Origin of the sequence: Asaccharospora irregularis DSM 2635 (assembly GCF_900129815.1) — a bacterium.
GTDB lineage: Bacteria > Bacillota > Clostridia > Peptostreptococcales > Peptostreptococcaceae > Asaccharospora > Asaccharospora irregularis.
The window spans coordinates 1-16448 of the sequence record NZ_FQWX01000041.1; the positions used below are offsets into that span (position 1 = coordinate 1).

Annotated in this window: 19 protein-coding genes and 2 pseudogenes; all 21 read right to left on the reverse strand. The window is 39.2% G+C overall.

Annotated elements, in window-relative coordinates:
* Positions 1–255: 255 nt before the first annotated feature.
* Positions 256–915: a hypothetical protein gene (locus BUB34_RS11325; RefSeq protein WP_073127398.1), complete on the reverse strand. Its 660-nt coding sequence runs from the start codon at positions 913–915 to the stop codon at positions 256–258.
* Between the two features lie 66 nt (positions 916–981).
* The gene (locus BUB34_RS13645) at positions 982–1233 is read right to left on the reverse strand and encodes a hypothetical protein (RefSeq protein ID WP_242948882.1); all 252 of its coding nucleotides are present in this window, start codon (positions 1231–1233) and stop codon (positions 982–984) included.
* Positions 1142–1654 (reverse strand): annotated as a pseudogene (locus BUB34_RS14020) (recombinase family protein). The gene BUB34_RS13645 and the pseudogene BUB34_RS14020 overlap by 92 nt, the downstream one beginning before the upstream one ends.
* Positions 1606–1740 carry a hypothetical protein gene (locus BUB34_RS13805; protein ID WP_278276714.1) on the reverse strand — a complete coding sequence of 45 codons (135 nt, stop codon included), beginning with the start codon at positions 1738–1740 and terminating at the stop codon, positions 1606–1608. Before BUB34_RS13805 ends, BUB34_RS14020 begins: the two are co-directional and overlap by 49 nt.
* 377 nt (positions 1741–2117) lie before the next feature.
* The gene (locus tag BUB34_RS13360) at positions 2118–2561 is read right to left on the reverse strand and encodes a hypothetical protein (RefSeq protein WP_200787928.1); all 444 of its coding nucleotides are present in this window, start codon (positions 2559–2561) and stop codon (positions 2118–2120) included.
* A 99-nt stretch (positions 2562–2660) separates the two neighbouring features.
* Positions 2661–3674: a hypothetical protein gene (locus BUB34_RS11340; RefSeq protein ID WP_073127400.1), complete on the reverse strand. Its 1014-nt coding sequence runs from the start codon at positions 3672–3674 to the stop codon at positions 2661–2663.
* Positions 3675–3676: 2 nt separating this feature from the next.
* The gene (locus BUB34_RS13365) at positions 3677–4657 is read right to left on the reverse strand and encodes a hypothetical protein (RefSeq protein ID WP_200787930.1); all 981 of its coding nucleotides are present in this window, start codon (positions 4655–4657) and stop codon (positions 3677–3679) included.
* A 13-nt stretch (positions 4658–4670) separates the two neighbouring features.
* Complete coding sequence (locus tag BUB34_RS11350) at positions 4671–5081, reverse strand: DUF6508 domain-containing protein (RefSeq protein WP_073127402.1); 411 nt, start codon at positions 5079–5081, stop codon at positions 4671–4673.
* A 1-nt stretch (position 5082) separates the two neighbouring features.
* Entirely contained in the window at positions 5083–5754 is a 672-nt protein-coding gene (locus BUB34_RS11355) for a hypothetical protein (protein ID WP_073127404.1), read from the reverse strand.
* Positions 5755–5769: 15 nt separating this feature from the next.
* Complete coding sequence (locus tag BUB34_RS11360) at positions 5770–5994, reverse strand: helix-turn-helix domain-containing protein (protein WP_002303393.1); 225 nt, start codon at positions 5992–5994, stop codon at positions 5770–5772.
* A 142-nt stretch (positions 5995–6136) separates the two neighbouring features.
* Positions 6137–7699: a recombinase family protein gene (locus BUB34_RS11365; protein WP_425547728.1), complete on the reverse strand. Its 1563-nt coding sequence runs from the start codon at positions 7697–7699 to the stop codon at positions 6137–6139.
* A 1-nt stretch (position 7700) separates the two neighbouring features.
* Positions 7701–8117: a hypothetical protein gene (locus tag BUB34_RS11370; protein WP_061106162.1), complete on the reverse strand. Its 417-nt coding sequence runs from the start codon at positions 8115–8117 to the stop codon at positions 7701–7703.
* Complete coding sequence (locus BUB34_RS11375) at positions 8118–9680, reverse strand: recombinase family protein (protein WP_073127406.1); 1563 nt, start codon at positions 9678–9680, stop codon at positions 8118–8120.
* Positions 9681–9741: 61 nt separating this feature from the next.
* Positions 9742–9957 carry an SHOCT domain-containing protein gene (locus BUB34_RS11380; RefSeq protein WP_073127408.1) on the reverse strand — a complete coding sequence of 72 codons (216 nt, stop codon included), beginning with the start codon at positions 9955–9957 and terminating at the stop codon, positions 9742–9744.
* Between the two features lie 55 nt (positions 9958–10012).
* Positions 10013–11953, reverse strand: a complete 1941-nt coding sequence (locus BUB34_RS11385) for a DNA polymerase (RefSeq protein ID WP_073127420.1) — start codon at positions 11951–11953, stop codon at positions 10013–10015.
* A gap of 73 nt (positions 11954–12026) precedes the next feature.
* The gene (locus tag BUB34_RS11390; RefSeq protein WP_073127410.1) at positions 12027–12578 is read right to left on the reverse strand and encodes a DUF2815 family protein; all 552 of its coding nucleotides are present in this window, start codon (positions 12576–12578) and stop codon (positions 12027–12029) included.
* 5 nt (positions 12579–12583) lie between these two features.
* A pseudogene (locus tag BUB34_RS11395) lies at positions 12584–13738 on the reverse strand (DUF2800 domain-containing protein).
* The gene (locus tag BUB34_RS11400; RefSeq protein WP_073127411.1) at positions 13713–14030 is read right to left on the reverse strand and encodes an rRNA biogenesis protein rrp5; all 318 of its coding nucleotides are present in this window, start codon (positions 14028–14030) and stop codon (positions 13713–13715) included. Before BUB34_RS11400 ends, BUB34_RS11395 begins: the two are co-directional and overlap by 26 nt.
* A 332-nt stretch (positions 14031–14362) precedes the next feature.
* The gene (locus BUB34_RS11410) at positions 14363–15301 is read right to left on the reverse strand and encodes a GH25 family lysozyme (protein WP_073127415.1); all 939 of its coding nucleotides are present in this window, start codon (positions 15299–15301) and stop codon (positions 14363–14365) included.
* A gap of 2 nt (positions 15302–15303) precedes the next feature.
* A complete protein-coding gene (locus tag BUB34_RS11415) occupies positions 15304–15714 on the reverse strand; it encodes a phage holin family protein (protein WP_018659530.1) in 411 nt (136 codons plus the stop codon).
* A 448-nt stretch (positions 15715–16162) separates the two neighbouring features.
* Positions 16163–16448: IS3 family transposase (locus BUB34_RS11425; RefSeq protein ID WP_143153383.1), on the reverse strand; the 286-nt coding region annotated here is incomplete at its 5' end.

The following is a 16448-nucleotide window of genomic DNA, read 5'->3' on the forward strand; positions in this document are numbered from 1 at the left end:
AAGTGGACAGAATTACTTTCATTTTATGAAACTCTGTATTCTCAAGGCTTTCCCAGACTTCATTTTTTCGTTATAAATGCCACGCACTCCACATGTAATTATTAGGCTATTTAGGGAATATCTCCACTCTATGCTTAAAACCATTGATTCTACTGACTTTTCATGCGCATCCCGCAAAACTAACATTTAATCAAACTGTAAGTTGGCAAGCTAAAGATTATGCACATAATATTCTCATATGGATATTTAGAAATTCTATGATATCCACCATGTTCCATCTGGGCGTTGGTTCAATGAACCAAGCTCCTCTGATAAAACAGTCCCATTAAAATCTCTCACAATCACTTTCTCATAATAATTGTATTCTTCGCTTGCACAATCGTTTTCATCGTCCCATCCTTCTTCTACCCAAGCAGAGAGATATACTTTTCCGTCTGCTATCATCGTTACACCTTCATGAGAATCCTTGGAAAATCTAAAGCTTTCAGGATAGTAGCAGACAAAATCATCATCTTCGCTTGTGATGTGGACATCCTCCCCAATAATTCGTAGATTATAAGGATCTACATCTGCTATATTAAGTTGTATAATCATTTCTGGGATTTCATCCGGGAGGTATCTGAACAGAGTAATTTTCCCTTTGTTATAATCTCCTTGCAAAAACCAAAAGTAATTTTTCAAATAAGCAGGTTTTCCATATAACACATTCCTCTGTTTTTGAAATGGCTCGTAAATCCTACCGTTATCGTAATCATAAAAAGAAATGATTGATCCTCGATAACCACCTTTTTTTGACCATTCAACCATGTCATAAAAATCCGTTGTATCACTCATTGAATATCCGATACGAAATTGACCAAAAATTTTCTCAACATAAGTTCCAGAAATAATTTCAAATCGGTTTAACTTCGGCATAACATTTCATTCTCCTTTCCCATATTCACAAACCACATTGATATGCGTAATCTACTTCATCAAATTCTAATTTGTCTTTTTCTTCGAACTATATTTCTTATTGCTGCGATGTGTACCATTATCGTCTGTAACAACGTTGCTTCTCTTTTTCTTTGCATCTTGTACCGCTCGAAATTCACTTTCCATTATAATTGGTGAAAAGCATTCTTTCATTTGATAAGCAACTTCATAAGATGCAAATGATAAGTTCACCGTCTTTGTTTTTCTTATAACCATAAAGTTTCTGGTTATATAAGCCAGATGTGCCATTGGCTGCACGATGGGCAAGCCCCCCAGACGAAATATTTTCACTGCGGCTCTCGTTTTCAACTTGAGCAAAGTATTGCATCACGGATATCATAAGCTCGCTGTCCATCTCATCGGTATCTAAATTTTCGCTTTCAAATATCACTCCTACACCAGCGGATTTTAATCGCTTTAAGGCAGAAAGTGTTTCAACCGTATCTCTGCCAAATCAGATAATTCTCTTTGTGAGAACAACGGAGATATTGTGAGCTTCGCATTCCTTTAACAATCGTTCAAATTCTCGGCATGTAATTTTTCCTTTCGCCGATGCAATGTCGATGAACACATCAGCAATCCGCCATTGGCTGATATTCGCCACTACACGAGTTAATGCCGAAATCTGTGCTACAAGGCTATATAACTGCTCTTTTTCATTTGTGCTGACTCTGGCCAGTAGATTCCAACTTCCTTCTCTAAGTAGTCATTCTTTGCCGGAATATACCAGATTTTAGAATCCACAAGCTCACCTCCCTTGTTCAAAGCAAGCCTACTTACAGCTTATATTCTTTATAAATGATAATTAGGCTATTTTCTTATTTCTAACACGAAATTACAATATATAGTATCTTTTATTTTTATTCACCACTACATGTGCGAGACATCAACACTACACACTCCACATGTTTTGAGATGAGTGGATAGCTGTCAAAAATTAGGGACATGAATATAATTCTCTTTGAGGGAACATATCCACTGAGGGCTTGCATATGTGGGAACATATCTACGACTTTACGATTCTCGACAATATATCGAAACCAAATACTACTCTTCTGGAGGAATTTAGCCTTCTTCATAGTTTGGTTAACTGATGTCAGAAAGCAGGACTTTTTGCAATTATTTAAGTGATCCTGCTCTTTTTAATCATCGTTAGATAAATACCATCCGTGCTCACGATGAATACTTGGTGCATGTGGATTTTCATTGCCCCATGCTCTTTTGCTCATCTCTTTATCAAATCTTCCAAGTAAGTTCTGTAGGCTACAAGCCGCTTTAAAATCATCACCTGATGAACAATAGTCTAGTCTTACTTTTTCTCGTGCTGTATCAAGTTCTGCATCTGTTGCATTTTCAAACCATTTACCACTATAAAGATTTGCCTTTTCTATCTCATCTTTCAAATTATCAAATAATTCTTTTATGGCATCTTTATTCTTCGATCCAAGCACGATAGCAATAAGTGTAGGGATGCTTATTCCAATGAGAACAAGCTGCTTTTTATGTGCTTTCACCCAAGTCACAATTCCATTCTTATCATCAGCAATTTCTTCTGATTCCTCTTTATTGTGGATTTCCTTATTCATAAGATTTCGCTCCTTTCAGTTTCTATCCCTCTATAACAGTACTTGTAATTTTCGCGATGATATTATGGTTTTCAACACAACAAACAACGCACCAGATTATTAACTCCATGTCTTGCTTTTTAACAACTCAGCGATTTCCTGTGTTTCAGGTAAATTCTCTGTCTCCAGAACTTGCGTTAAATCAAATACCCTCGTTCCCATAGGAGCTCTTGGTGTGATCTTCTTGAAATCAGTCTCATAGAATTTTTCAACAAAGAAATATCTGTGCTTACTACTTTTTATATCATATCCATGTTGAACACCATCAATAATTGCATCTGCAATTTTCTGTTTTCTTTCCTCGGTCAATTCGCCAAACTCTACTTCATATTGCATACCATTATCAGTATCTACAGCCGTGATACGGGCACTAATCTTGCCAACTGCACGTACGCTTTTATTTTTATACAAGCTCAAATAATCGTGTGCGCGAAAACCTCGGTCGGCATTATCATAGTAAATATCCTGGCTTACATTAAAATCTAGTGTTGTTCCTGCCAATTGCATCCTCATAAATTTCCATGAATCTGAAACAGCAATGAGCCCGTCGTTATAGCAGTAATTCAGATAATCATCCAAAACCTCCTGCATTTCATAATCCCTATCATCAATCACTTCTTGTATTGCATTTGCTATACCTTCAAATGTTGTATTGATATGAATGACTGGTTTACTTTGTGCAGAGTTATATTCCTTTAATTGTTGTTCAAAAATCTTCTTTTTATCTTCTGCCATTATCTCAGGGGCTAGAGTAATCATTACCTTATACTTCTCATCACCAAAAGAATTCAAATGTCTCATAAGCTGTTCAGAATAAAACCAGTCAGACATTTTTGTTTCAACAACAATCTTAAAGCTTTCCTGTGTTATGGTCGCATCAGGAATACTATCAACACTCTTCTCTTGTAAGTTAAATACGATTTCTGGCTCAAAGGAATCAGAGAAAAACTCCGACTTTAAAAAACGAAAAAACTTATCAGAGGAATATTGATATAGGCGAGATAACAGCAACATCGTATTTGCCGTAGCTACATTTTCTTTTGCATGATATCTCTGAAAATAGTGAATCTTCATTTCTACTTGTCTCCTCTCTTTTTCTTTCCATAATTTTTCGGGAAGTAGTCCTTTCCAAGCTGCCAAACATACTGATCAATTTGCTTTAGATTATATGTGCCCAAGCCATAGAACCCACGAAAATCAATCAATATATCTTTAAATCTAACATAATCTTTTAGCTCATCATTTTGGAAATCTGAGAAGTTATCACGATTTCTAAAATATCGTAGCACCTCATCAACGTAGCTATCATATATAGGATAATCAAGTGGATTGTGATGACTACAATATTTGGTGGCAAAAGAGTAAAAACTTCTCTTTTTATTACTAATCGTTACATGCTGGATATCTCTGACTAGAGTAACATCACCAGCATCGAGTCTCGTATCAATATTTAAGGAGCGTATATGCTTAGCTACCGGATAGATTGAGAAAATGTTCGTACTGTAAAAATCATTAAGAGTTGATGCTTTTAACAGAATATCTAGAATGTCTGTATTATTTGGACACAGTTCTAGAAACAGTTTATTTAGAGCATCCTCTTGTAAATGATAATTTTCAAGTCCATCCCATTTTGTAAGATAAAACTCAACTTGCTCAACCGTTGGAGAAGGAATGACAATATCTTTTTTTGTTCTTCGTAAATTTGTGTTTTTTTCTGTTTTTACTTGATTGGTTTCAGATTGCTCCCAAGTACTATCAGAACTTATATACAAACGAAACTTTCTTAGGTGAGACAAATAGCCACTTACCAGAGCATTAACATTACCTGACGAGTGTTCAGAAAGAGTTTTCAATAATCTTGACCTAGCTTCACTCTCAAAATCATTAGATAAGACCGTATCCCAGAAAAGGGTTTTACTATCCTTTCTCCATAAATAGAAGGTATCTACGGAAGCAGTATTTATGGTTGCTTTTGAAATGTTCAAACTATGTAAATGCTGCTTATATAAAACACGCAACTCATCATATGGCATTTCTTTTAATTTGCTTATATCCACTAGTTAACCTCCTTTACTCTATGCTTTGTAATCTTTCAAGCCACTTCAACATGTAGCCATTTTTAAAGAAATCTAGTAATGCACCATCACAGAAACGCTCAGCTCTTACTGCACCCATAAGAAGCGCAAGCACACACTGTGCATTTAAGCTTGAAACGTCAGCATCTTTCATAGAGTCGGTTCTCCATTCAAGACCATTTTCTTTGAGAATATCCCCATAGCGAGTAAGCTCCATATTTTTATTACTTTCTTCAAAGGTATAAACATCGTCAATAAAGTTGCTCACCATTTCGGAATACCCCACAAAAGGCATCTGTATTGGATGTTCCGGTGTTCCATCGTTTTCTTTATCAATAACCCATTCTCCAAAACTGTCTGTCTGAATCATAGGTATATATTTTGTCAAAATATCGAATTTACTCATATTAATCCTCCTCAGTAACATCAATGCCAAATAGTCTCTGGAACTTATCAAAGTTATAAGGGTAAGAATTATCGCCATCAAATCTTACTGGCTTATGGCCATTACTATATTCAAATTCCAACTCCCACTGTGTTCCATCAAGTACCATGTATCCGAAGCGTTTAGTTGTATAATGTCTTCGCCACTCACCGATGTGCAGATCCTTTAGTGCGGCTATAAAGGTATCCTTTGTACATGGCTCCTGGTTATCATCATCCCATAACGATAGAGGTTCTTCATCTTCCCATAATTTTGTATAGGCTTTCAATCCATCTAATAGTTCTACAACATAACTGCGGTAACCACCAAAGTAACCTCCAATGCTAAAGGTGATCTTGCAGATAGCATTTATGTTCGCATCAAAATCGGCTGCCTTTTCTTCAGACTTTGATAAAGTATATGTTCCGCCAGCCTCAACATAGGCTTGCTTGGCTATATCCAAATATTCACGGCTCCAATAAATGCGGGTATCTTCACTTGGATGAATAACAGTTTTCATGCCATCATACGGGTTTTCCATAGAATTTTTGAGGTGACCTATTTCTTGCTTAAGTCCTCGGATGGCGGTCATTATTTCTTCTTTTGTTTTTCCTTTGAGATACTCTTCATAGTAACTTTCCGGACTAATCATCATATTAGACCGCCTCCTTTATTCGTTAGATATTTTTATTTCATCCCCATCGGGTAAAATAAATGCTTGCACAAACTTGACACCTAGCACATCAGCGATGGCTTTCAACTCATCCAAGGTTACCGTTTCTCGTTGTAATTTCTTATTGAAATTCTGTGGAGTCTGGCCAATACGTCTGGCAAGCTCTGATACACTTATATTCATTTGCTCACACAGTTCTTTAATCATTTCTGCCGTAGTCATACAGCACCTCCAAGCTAACGCTAAGAATATTATAAACCATTTGGTTGATAAACACAATAGTTATTAAAATATTATTATAATCAGCAAGCAAAAGAAAACCCACAACTCTACCGCAGAGTCATGGGCTATTTATTTCTGGTTTTCATATTTCCATTTCGATGCCTGATTTGAAGGCTATGACGAAGTGGTCTTCATAGACTGTAACGCTCTGGATTATCTTCCTCACGAGCTTATCATCATACTCTAAGGTGCGGAATTTGTTCTTGCGGATAAATTCAATTAGCTCATTGATTCTCTCATTCTCACCGCTTAGGGAGGCATCTTCTACTAAAAGGATCTGTCGCTTGTCTCTCAGCTCATCAATCTCTTCTGCTAGATATTCATAGTCTTGATCCTTGTTCGCCAGCTTGATAAGTTCTTTTTGCTTTTCCTCCAGTAAGTTGTTAATCTCTGAAATTTGGTATTCTGTCGTTTCACCAATCACAGCATGAATATTCTCTTCCAGAGTCTTTATCATATTGTTCCCACCTGCAAGTAGCTTATTAATCGCAGTCATTACTGCACCATAAAGTTCATCTTCTTTTACGGTTCGGTTCTTACAGACTTCAGGACCCTGCTCGATTCTAGTCACACATCGCCAGACAAATTCTTTTCTGCCATGAATATTCCAATAGGTTCTCCTATAAATATCGCCACAATCTCCACAGAAGGTGATGGCACTTAATGCGTACTTACTACTATAAATTCGTTTGTTCTTACCTTCTCCTGTGTAGATATTGCTTCTTCGATGAATTTCCTCCTGAACCTGCAAGAATAGTTCTTTAGGAATAATCGATTCATGGCTATTTTCAACATAATACTGGGGAAGATGACCTTCGTTCTTCACTCGTTTCTTGGTCAGAAAATCTACTGTGACAGTCTTTTGCAGAAGGGCATCTCCGATGTATTTTTCGTTTTGGAGGATTTTTTTAACTGATTCCGGTCGCCATTTTGGTTTTCCGGCAGCTGTTAAAATTCCATCCTTTTCAAGACCTCGACCAACGCTTACCAGGCTCTGACCTTCAAGGTATTCTCGGTAGATCCGTTTGATAATCTCAGCTTCTTCGGGGACAATGATTAAATTTCCATCTTCATCTTTGGTGTAGCCCATAAACCGTTTGTGGTTGACCTGTACCTTTCCTTGTTGATATCGGTACTGTAGTCCAAGCTTAACGTTTTGTGAAAGGCTCTGGCTTTCTTGCTGCGCTAGAGATGCCATAATGGTAAGTAGCACCTCACCCTTGGCATCCGTGGTGTTGATGTTCTCTTTTTCAAAATAAACGGATATGTTCTTATCCTTGAGCTGTCTAATGTATTGAAGGCAGTCTAGAGTATTACGTGCAAATCGGCTGATGGATTTTGTAATAACCATGTCGATATTACCGTCCATGCACTCCTCAATCATGCGATTAAATTCGTCACGCTTTTTAGTGTTCGTACCAGATATCCCATCATCTGCAAAGATTCCGGCAAACTCCCATTCAGTATTCTTCTTTATAAACTCCGTGTAGTGAGCAACCTGCACTTCATAACTAGAATTTTGTTCTTCTGTTTCTGTAGAAACACGGCAATAGGCAGCAACACGAAGTTTCTTTATCTTTTCTTTTGCGGCTGTACTTCCTACTCTTTTACGAGCAGGAATAACCATTATATTTTTCTCTGTCACTTTATTCCTCGCTTTCTATCAGACTATATAAGTATTCTGCTCGTTCAAAAGGATCAACTGGCATCTTATTATCTGCCTTTTTCATTTTGAATCGTTCTTTGGGAGGGGGAGAGGTGAAAGCGGCAAGCTCTACCACTCGTCCTAAATCCTTTGCACGTTTATCTCTAACTTCTTCAGCTTTATCAAATATCTCTTTATCAATAATTGCTGGATACGTATCATTTCCAAGGTAGTTGACGTTTTTCAAAATGCGTCCCATCACAGAGTGCGTCTTATCAATACCTGCCTGTTCGCCAGCCACTGTAAGGGATAGTCCTGATATGTATTTCTCAAAGAATACCTTTACTTGACCTGCTGCCTTTTCATCGACAGTAACCACTCCATCTTGAATTTTGTATCCATATGGAATATATGCCATTTATCTCACCACCTTTTCTTTCAGGGAAAGACCGCATTTCAAATTGAATGTCAGCTCATCCCTGGAATTTACAATGATGTTCTCTACAAATTCTTCAAATAGTTCTTCCGTGTAGTCACCATTAAAATTATCTGCTGACACGTAATCAATGAGGTCCTTTATATCGTTTGCTCGTAAAACCCCACTCGTAGAGTTCGTTACCAGGTTTGTTTTTTCAGTTGTAAGATTTTTTATCTCACTATCCAAGACATTACGTTCCTGATTAAAAAGAGCTGGCTCAAGGAAACCTTTGGCCATCAGTGTAATAAGGGTGTTGCGTTCTTCCATGAGTTGCTCCATTCGCTTATCAATAGCATCCATTCTTTCACGGTCGCTTTCTTCATCGATTTGGCTAATTGATTTGAAAAGTGGCTCTAGGATTAGTTTGTTACTGAAAGCAAGCTTATTCATCATGGTTGTGAATGTGGCTTTGATTTCCCCATCTCGCAAGAACAACATGGAGCAACTCTCTTTGTCTTCGATATGACCGATGCAACTCCAAGCAATGTAACTCCTACCAACTGAGTAGTTTGTCTTTCTCCTGAAATTGCGACCACACTCTCCACAGACCATCTTGCCACTTAAAGCATATCGATTAAGATAAACGTTCTTTTTCACGCCCTTACACTTCATCTTGGCTCTTTCATCAATGAGATCTTGTGCCTTAGCAAAGTCTTCTCTACTAATAATTGCTTCATGATTGTCCTTGTAATAGTACTGGTCTTTTTCACCTGCATTTGGATGGCGATTGTAGTTACTATCGGTGTAAGTCTTTTGCAGCAAAACATCACCCATATATTTTTCATTTCTAAGCATGTCAATGATCGTGCCTGAACTCCAGTGATTCCCTCGTTTAGCAGGAATCTTATCTTTGTTCAAACCTCTTGCTATGGTACTGCTACCTTTTCCAGATAGGAATTCAGAAAAAATACGTTTGATGATTTCAGCTTCATCTGAAACTATAAACATCTTGCCATCCGCCTTGGAATATCCATACGGTGCAGTACCAACATAACTGCCATTTTGAAATCTCTTTTGAATGGACCATGTTGAGTTTTGTGAAATAGATGCAGACTCTTCTGCAGCAAACCCTGAAAGAATAGAAAGCATCAGTTCACTTTCCATATCACCCGTGTTTAGATTCTCTTTTTCAAAATAAATATAAACACCGATATCAATCAGTTTTCTTACTAACTCTAGATAATCTACTGTATTACGAGCAAAGCGGCTGATTGATTTGGTGATAATAAAATCAATCCGACCTTGCTTACAATCTCGTATCATACGGAGCAGTTCAGTCCGTTTCTCCATCTTGGTGCCGGAGATCCCTTCGTCATAATAAAGACCAGCAAACTCCCATTCTGGGTTAGACTTAATATATCGCTCATATTGTTCACGCTGTGCTTTAAGGCTTTCAAGCTGTTCATCACTATCGGTTGATACCCTCGCATAGGCGGCAACCCTAAGTTTCGTATTAGGTAGTTGTCCCTGGGGCAGTTCATCTATTTTTGTTATCTTTTTCATCATCTCACCTCGCTTTCGCCCATTACATATATCACTCTAAAAGCTATTAATAGCAAGCTTTTTAGAACATAATCTCGGCTAAACGGGGAGAGAATTTCTGCCTGTTCAAGGCTGATATTTTGTGTAATTCATCCGCTGTGATTTTGCCTTCTTTATATAGGTTTGCGACAATGCTCTCCGCTATGTGAAAATCATATTCCTTTTGTAATTCTTCCTCTGTCATCTGCTCGGTCTTGCCCTTTAAAGGACAGCCGTCTTTTACTTTATAAATGTTCATAGAAAAACACCTCCTACCTAGTAGCCACGGCAGGAGGTGAAATCTGATGATTTCTTTAATCTTTTTGATAAAAGTCACATTCATAGCCATCGGCATCAAGGAGCAGCCCTTTTGCCCAAGGTGGCACTTGACTCATCTGTTTACATACTTCAGTAACAGATATTTGAGGATTGACTTCAATAATGACTTCATCATGGACATGAGCCACAATACGATAAGTACTAAGCATCTTCATTGAATACATTAAAATGTCACGAGAGATGGCTTGAACTATATTCTCTACAAATTTAGGACCGTAACTTTCTAGACGCTCCCATTTCTTTGTTCCACCTACTCCTTCATAGGTAACAGACTCACCACCAAACTGATTCTCACCGATTCGAGGTTTTACATAGGCAAGCCTTCTGCCGGAGGGAAGAACGATAAAAAGCATGCCACTAAAACAATGAAACTCGATGCCATGGGTTTCTTGTGATTTATTTTCCTTTACGCATTGTTTAGCCGCCCGATCTACATCCCACCAGAACTGTGTGATGTTGGGATTAGACATTCTCCAGGCATTCACAAGCGGTTTTAATTCTTCCTCTTCAAGCCCCATCTCTAATGCGCCCATGGCTTTTAATGCACCAACAGAACCACCATAGCCAAGTGCCAATTCAGCAATTTTACCCTTCTGTCTCAAGTGACCGTTCACACCATGCTTTTCAACGGAAACACCAAACATCTGTGAGGCAGATGCACAGTAGATATCACCACCACTAGCAAATACATCCGTTCGCCATGTCTCACCTGCAAGCCATGAAAGCACACGGGCCTCAATGGCTGAAAAGTCAGCCACAATAAACTTATGACCTTTTCTTGGTACAAATGATGTACGAATCAGTTCTGAGAGGGTATCTGGTATATCTTCATAGAGCATTTCCAGTGTTTCAACATCACCATTTCTGACAATAATTCGTGCCTCTTTTAAGTCTGGCATATGGTTTTGAGGGAGGTTTTGCAATTGCACCAGCCTTCCGGCAAAGCGACCGGTTCTGTTGGCTCCATAAAACTGAAACATTCCTCTGGCACGAGAATCGCTACAAACTGCATTTTCCATTGCTGTATATTTTTTTACCGATGATTTTGCCAGTTGCTGACGAAGTGAAAGAACTTCATTTAGTTCACCATCTGTTTCCTCAAGTTTCTCAGCGACAGCCTTTTTCCCGAGTGTCTCCATCTCTAGACCGTTTTCAGAAAGCCAGCCTTTCATCTGTTGTACGGAGTTTGGGTTTTCGAGATGTGTTATCTGCTGCATGGCGGTTAGTAGTTTTTCATGAGAGATGTCATCCATAGCGATGGCCTGCTTAACAAAATCCATATCAACCTTTATGCCTCGATCGTTAATTTCTTGGTCGAGATGATACTCATCCCAGATGTCCTCTGGCACTGGAAACTTGATCAATCTTTGTTGTATCTGGATTTCTGCCTCCACATCACGCTTGTTATATGCTTTGAACTTTTGCCACTTATCGATTTCATCAGTGGGTAGGTTACGGGTCCTACCACCATTTGTTTTAGTCGGAGTACATGGAACACAAAAGTATCGTATCAGGTCTTTACCCTCCGTCAGCTTTTGCTTCTCAAGTCCTAGCACTGCACCTACACCTTCTAAAGAAAGAGGAAGTCCCATATAGGCAGACCAAACCATGGAACATTTCCATGAGGAAGGATTTAGATAAGTCCCAGTGGGATAGCCCAAATAACGTGAAAGGCATACTCGCTCAAACTGAGCATTAAATGCCCACTTCGTAATGGTTTCATCGGTTAAGGCATCTAGGATTTCTTTTGGAATCTTTTCTCCATTCATCAAATCGATGACCTTAACTTCATCACCGTCAACCGCATAACCAAACAGCATCACCTCAAAATCATCTGCTTCTACGTAACGATAAACACCACTTTTTTGTAGATTGGTAGAAGAATAGGTTTCGATATCAATTTCTAAGTTCTTCATAGCTACCACCTTTTCTAAATGAAAAAAGGTGGCAGAGGTAAGACCTCCACCACCATCAAGTTTTCTATTCCTTTTAGGCAAGGAAGTCATCATCGACAAGAGTCGTAAAATCATCTACTGCAGAAGTCTTACCGCCTAGAGGTTCTCCGTCTCTAATTTTTTGAATGTTACCAAGACCACAAGCTACACCTTTATTACCATTTGAGTTGAAAGCATAGAAGTTAAGAGAAACCCTACCATAACAACCGCTGTATACCTCGCTACGATCCAGTATCGGCTTAACACTTTTGTCTACAATCTGTGGTGCTGTCTTGCTATTCGCATTGATGAAGTAATGGCCTTTATAAGCCTCATCATCACGCTCTACATCACCATCACGCAGCGGTAGTTTAATGGCTGCCTTATTTGGTTTCTTACCACCAAACTTTGCGATACCTTCCTCAATGGCAGCATCAACTGCTGCATGGATGGCATTAATGGTTTCCTTGTCATCCTTTGGAATAAGGACGGATACGCTGTACTTTTCCGCACCACCATTAATGGATATAGGCTCCCAACCGTGGAAGTAAGAGAATCTTGAGTTTACACCTGTGATAACTTTTGTCTTGTTTTGCATATTTGCCATAATATTTAATCCTCCATAATTTCGTTAAATTCGTTTTTAGCATCTGCTACGTTCATTGCCGGTCTTTTATCTGAGTTTGGAACAAGAGTCGGCTTACCCGGTGGTTTGTAAATGAGGTCACCGAGGAGTTCCTCAAATTTGGATTTACCCATCAGTTTTTGCATCTCTGTCAGCGGAATAAGGCTCTTTCTGTAAATGTCCTTATATCCACCTGCCACGGCTTTTTCTGCAATGGCTCCTTCATCTTTGTACTTGCGAACCGAGCGACCTTCCACAACTTTAAAACCGTTCCACTCTTTACCGTGATTGACTGCTGCATCAGTGGCATAGGCTGTTATTTCATTCGCCCACTTGGTAAGGTCGGGAAGAATAAGTAAGATTTATTCTATCTCAGCATCCGTCAGCAGAGGTGGCATCTTGAATTCTTTCTCTGCAAGTTTTAGCTTTTCTTCGGCTCTGGCCCGACATCTGTTTGCCGCTTTACAGAAGGTACACCATGGACCGGGGATGTATTCACCCTCACCGTTGAAGACCTTGACCGCCCTAGGCTTTAGTTCCTCTTCCGCCCAGCCTTTTAGTTCTTCCACCGGTATTGTCCAGGTGCTGACATTTTCTCTTCTTGGCTGAAAGATTGTCATAGACACTTCTTTGATGTCATACAGGTGATCATAGATTCCAAGTGCTCCGAGGGCATAGAGCTTCATCTGTGGATTGTCCACGGCATCGACTAGCACACCCAGCCCATATTTAAAGTCTACGATGTGAAGTCTGTCATCCGCGATAATCACGCAATCTCCTGTTCCAAAGCCGTCTGGTACATAGCATGAAAAATCAAGATGCTGTTCGATAAGAACGATTGGATCGTTACATTTTGTTTTTGCAAGTTCCACCTGTTCCATAACGAAGTCCACGTAAGCATCTGTACATTCCTCCATCTCATCAGAGTTATACTCAGAGACAGGTCGCTGACTTCTCATATGAAGTGCCTTTTTTAGTTTGTGTTCACACAGGTCATGAGCCGCTGTGCCTTCTTTTGCTGCCTCACCACTTTGGTCTTCAAACTCCAGTTCAAGTCTTGCAGAGGGTAGGCAGTTAAGCCACCTGTGGGATGAGGATGCAGATAATATTGCATGATTACCCATTTCCAAGCTCCTCCGCATCTTTCAAGATGTCAGAATAATAAGCCTTATCAACAGCACTTAACTTGTCTGCACCATACTTCTGAATGAGTCCTCGCACTTCGGCAGTAAACCCAATCTGGCTCTTTTCAGCAAGTACCATACGCACTTTTTCCAGTGGGATATCCGGCTCGTTTGCTGTTTCTGTCTTTGTGGCAGGCACTTCTTTGGGAGCAGAATCACTTTCTGCCATTGCATTACAAACCGCCTGTATGCTGTCAGCAAGACTTCGCATATCATTTACCACTTCAAGCAGTAATTTTATTTTGCTCAAGGTCAGTACCTCCTTTCGTCATTTCACAGATAGAGAGTTCCTCGATGCTATCTCCAGGAATCACAATCGTTACACGCTGTTTACTCCCTAAAAGAAAGCGAAGAATTCGTTCCCTTACGGACACATTACGGTAGGTAACAAGTCCGCCTGTCTGTGGTTTCTTAGAAACACTAATTTTGAGATTGTGTTTCATATCCATCACCTCTTTCCAAAGGGCGATTTTTTTGTTGCCCTCTACCTAGTAGCCACGGGAGGTAATAGAATCTGACGGTTTAGAAAAAAAGAATGCCTACCAAAGAGAAATACTCCTTGATAGGCATTCTTACTAGTTCTTATTTCAAGAGTTCATTTACCCTTTTTTGTACCGAAATGTAGTCATAGCCGGCATTTGTAAGTTTGTTTTTTCGATCTTGTCCGTTACCCCAATCGCCACGAATGACTTCCTTTGCGATGGCATCAATAGACTTTTTACTAGATAGCATTTCATTGACCTTTGATTGCACCACCGCATAATCATAGCCTGCATCTGTTAAGCGTTTCTTTCGTTCTTCACCATTACCCCATAACCCTTGAATGACTTCCTTGGCCAGCGTCTCGACCGATTTCTTTTCTGTAGGAGCAGGTACGTTTTCTTCTTTCCCAAGATGATTAAGCCCTGCACTTTGGATAATCGCTTTGTAATCTTTAAAAGCATAATTCATGTCTAAGTTTCCTGAGTAACCACTTAGTTTACCTTTGCTTGTGTACTGCCAGATACCATGACGAAGTGTCGGTTCTTTACTCGACCACTGAGCGACCCAGAAATCATAAGGTGCTATACGATCCAGTTCTGTTAAATCTTGAAACCAAGAACTAGACGCATAGATACCAGCATAATATCCAGCATTTTCTACGGTTTCACAAAAGCCTACTAAAGCATCGGTAATGGCTTTCTTGCCACTTGGTTGCTGGTGATAATTATCCTCTGTATCAATAAATACGGGATAAGAGATGGTCTTGCCTTTGATAATTTCTAGGCATTTATTCGCTTCTGCTATGCCCTTGGTTTTGGTATTGGCACAGCTGTACCAGTAAACACCGATAGGAATACCTCTCTCGTGAAAGGCTTTGTAGTGTTTTTCAAAGGCATCATCTTTGTGTAAACTCACTCCTGTACCGTGACCGGTGTATCCTGCACGTAGAATGACAAAATCAACCTCTTTCGCAAGTTGGTCATAGTTTATCTGACTTGGTTTTTGCCACGTGCTGATATCGATTCCTTTAGTTTTCATGATTATTCCTCCTCGTCGCTCTTGTTATGAAGCTGTTTTAATACATCTTTTAGTTTTTCTGGGATCGGTAGTCCAAGATGAGCTGAGTTTTCTAACAGCGAGATCCCCTCATTCGATAAGTAGAAGAAAACAATCGCTGTTCTTAGTACGCTCCCATCACCAATCACATAGACATCTAAAATGTTGGCCACACCCACTAAAACAAAAATCAGCACTTTACGGCTGATTCCGATAAATCCCACTTCACTTGATAGGGTCTTATCAGCGATTGCACATAAGACACCTGTTAGATAGTCGATGACTACAAAGACTAGTAGCGCATATAAAAATCCGTCTGCTCCTCCTAAAAACCATCCGAAGAATCCACCGATTGCTGTTATCACAACTTGGATCCAGTTCCATATTTCTTTCATTTAAAATTCCTCCTTTTGATGAAATAAAAAGAACACCCACTTTTGCAGATGTTCCTTTGATTACTCTATTTGTTTTGGTAGCCACTCCCAGAGTCTTAAATCCTCCTGCCCTAGTGACCACATACACATGCCTCGAAGTTTCCACCGATAAGCTGCTTCATTTGCCCAGTACACAAGGCTATCCACATCCTGATAATAAAGAATGGAAAATCCGTCACCATCACCTAAGAAAATACGAGATATCCAGATGTTAATATCTCTTGGAATGATGGTGACACTGTAGTCCTTTCCGCACTGGATGGATGGCATCATATCTGAATGAAAAAAATCATAATCTAGGGAGATGCTTTCACTTCTTGTGGCTGATTCTTCAAGGTCTGCTGTTAAAGTAAACACTTGAAACTTATCTGGATCTATGTCAATATTTTAGACACAAATAATTGAATTTTTAACTTGCTCTAGCTATTTTTTCGCACTGTTCTGGTGATATGAAACCAATACTTCCATGAATTCTTTTTCTATTGTACCAACCTTCTATATATTCAAATAACCTTAGTTTTGCAGACTCAAAATCAAAATACTTAACCCTATAAACTTCTTCTTTCTTTAAAATGGCATGAAAAGATTCTATACAGGCATTGTCATAAGGACACCCCTTTTTACTAAAAGACTGAATTATTTTATTTTTTAATGTATAGTTGCTGAACTCAGAACTAGTGTATTGAGAACCTAAA

Coding starts and splice junctions, on each gene's coding strand:
- BUB34_RS11325 (WP_073127398.1), bottom strand. CDS start 915: ATGCCGAAGTTAAACCGATTTGAAATTATTTCTGGAACTTATGTTGAG.
- BUB34_RS13360 (WP_200787928.1), bottom strand. CDS start 2,561: ATGAATAAGGAAATCCACAATAAAGAGGAATCAGAAGAAATTGCTGAT.
- BUB34_RS11340 (WP_073127400.1), bottom strand. CDS start 3,674: ATGAAGATTCACTATTTTCAGAGATATCATGCAAAAGAAAATGTAGCT.
- BUB34_RS11350 (WP_073127402.1), bottom strand. CDS start 5,081: ATGAGTAAATTCGATATTTTGACAAAATATATACCTATGATTCAGACA.
- BUB34_RS11355 (WP_073127404.1), bottom strand. CDS start 5,754: ATGATGATTAGTCCGGAAAGTTACTATGAAGAGTATCTCAAAGGAAAA.
- BUB34_RS11360 (WP_002303393.1), bottom strand. CDS start 5,994: ATGACTACGGCAGAAATGATTAAAGAACTGTGTGAGCAAATGAATATA.
- BUB34_RS11370 (WP_061106162.1), bottom strand. CDS start 8,117: ATGGCATATATTCCATATGGATACAAAATTCAAGATGGAGTGGTTACT.
- BUB34_RS11375 (WP_073127406.1), bottom strand. CDS start 9,680: ATGAAAAAGATAACAAAAATAGATGAACTGCCCCAGGGACAACTACCT.
- BUB34_RS11380 (WP_073127408.1), bottom strand. CDS start 9,957: ATGAACATTTATAAAGTAAAAGACGGCTGTCCTTTAAAGGGCAAGACC.
- BUB34_RS11385 (WP_073127420.1), bottom strand. CDS start 11,953: ATGAAGAACTTAGAAATTGATATCGAAACCTATTCTTCTACCAATCTA.
- BUB34_RS11390 (WP_073127410.1), bottom strand. CDS start 12,578: ATGGCAAATATGCAAAACAAGACAAAAGTTATCACAGGTGTAAACTCA.
- BUB34_RS11410 (WP_073127415.1), bottom strand. CDS start 15,301: ATGAAAACTAAAGGAATCGATATCAGCACGTGGCAAAAACCAAGTCAG.
- BUB34_RS11415 (WP_018659530.1), bottom strand. CDS start 15,714: ATGAAAGAAATATGGAACTGGATCCAAGTTGTGATAACAGCAATCGGT.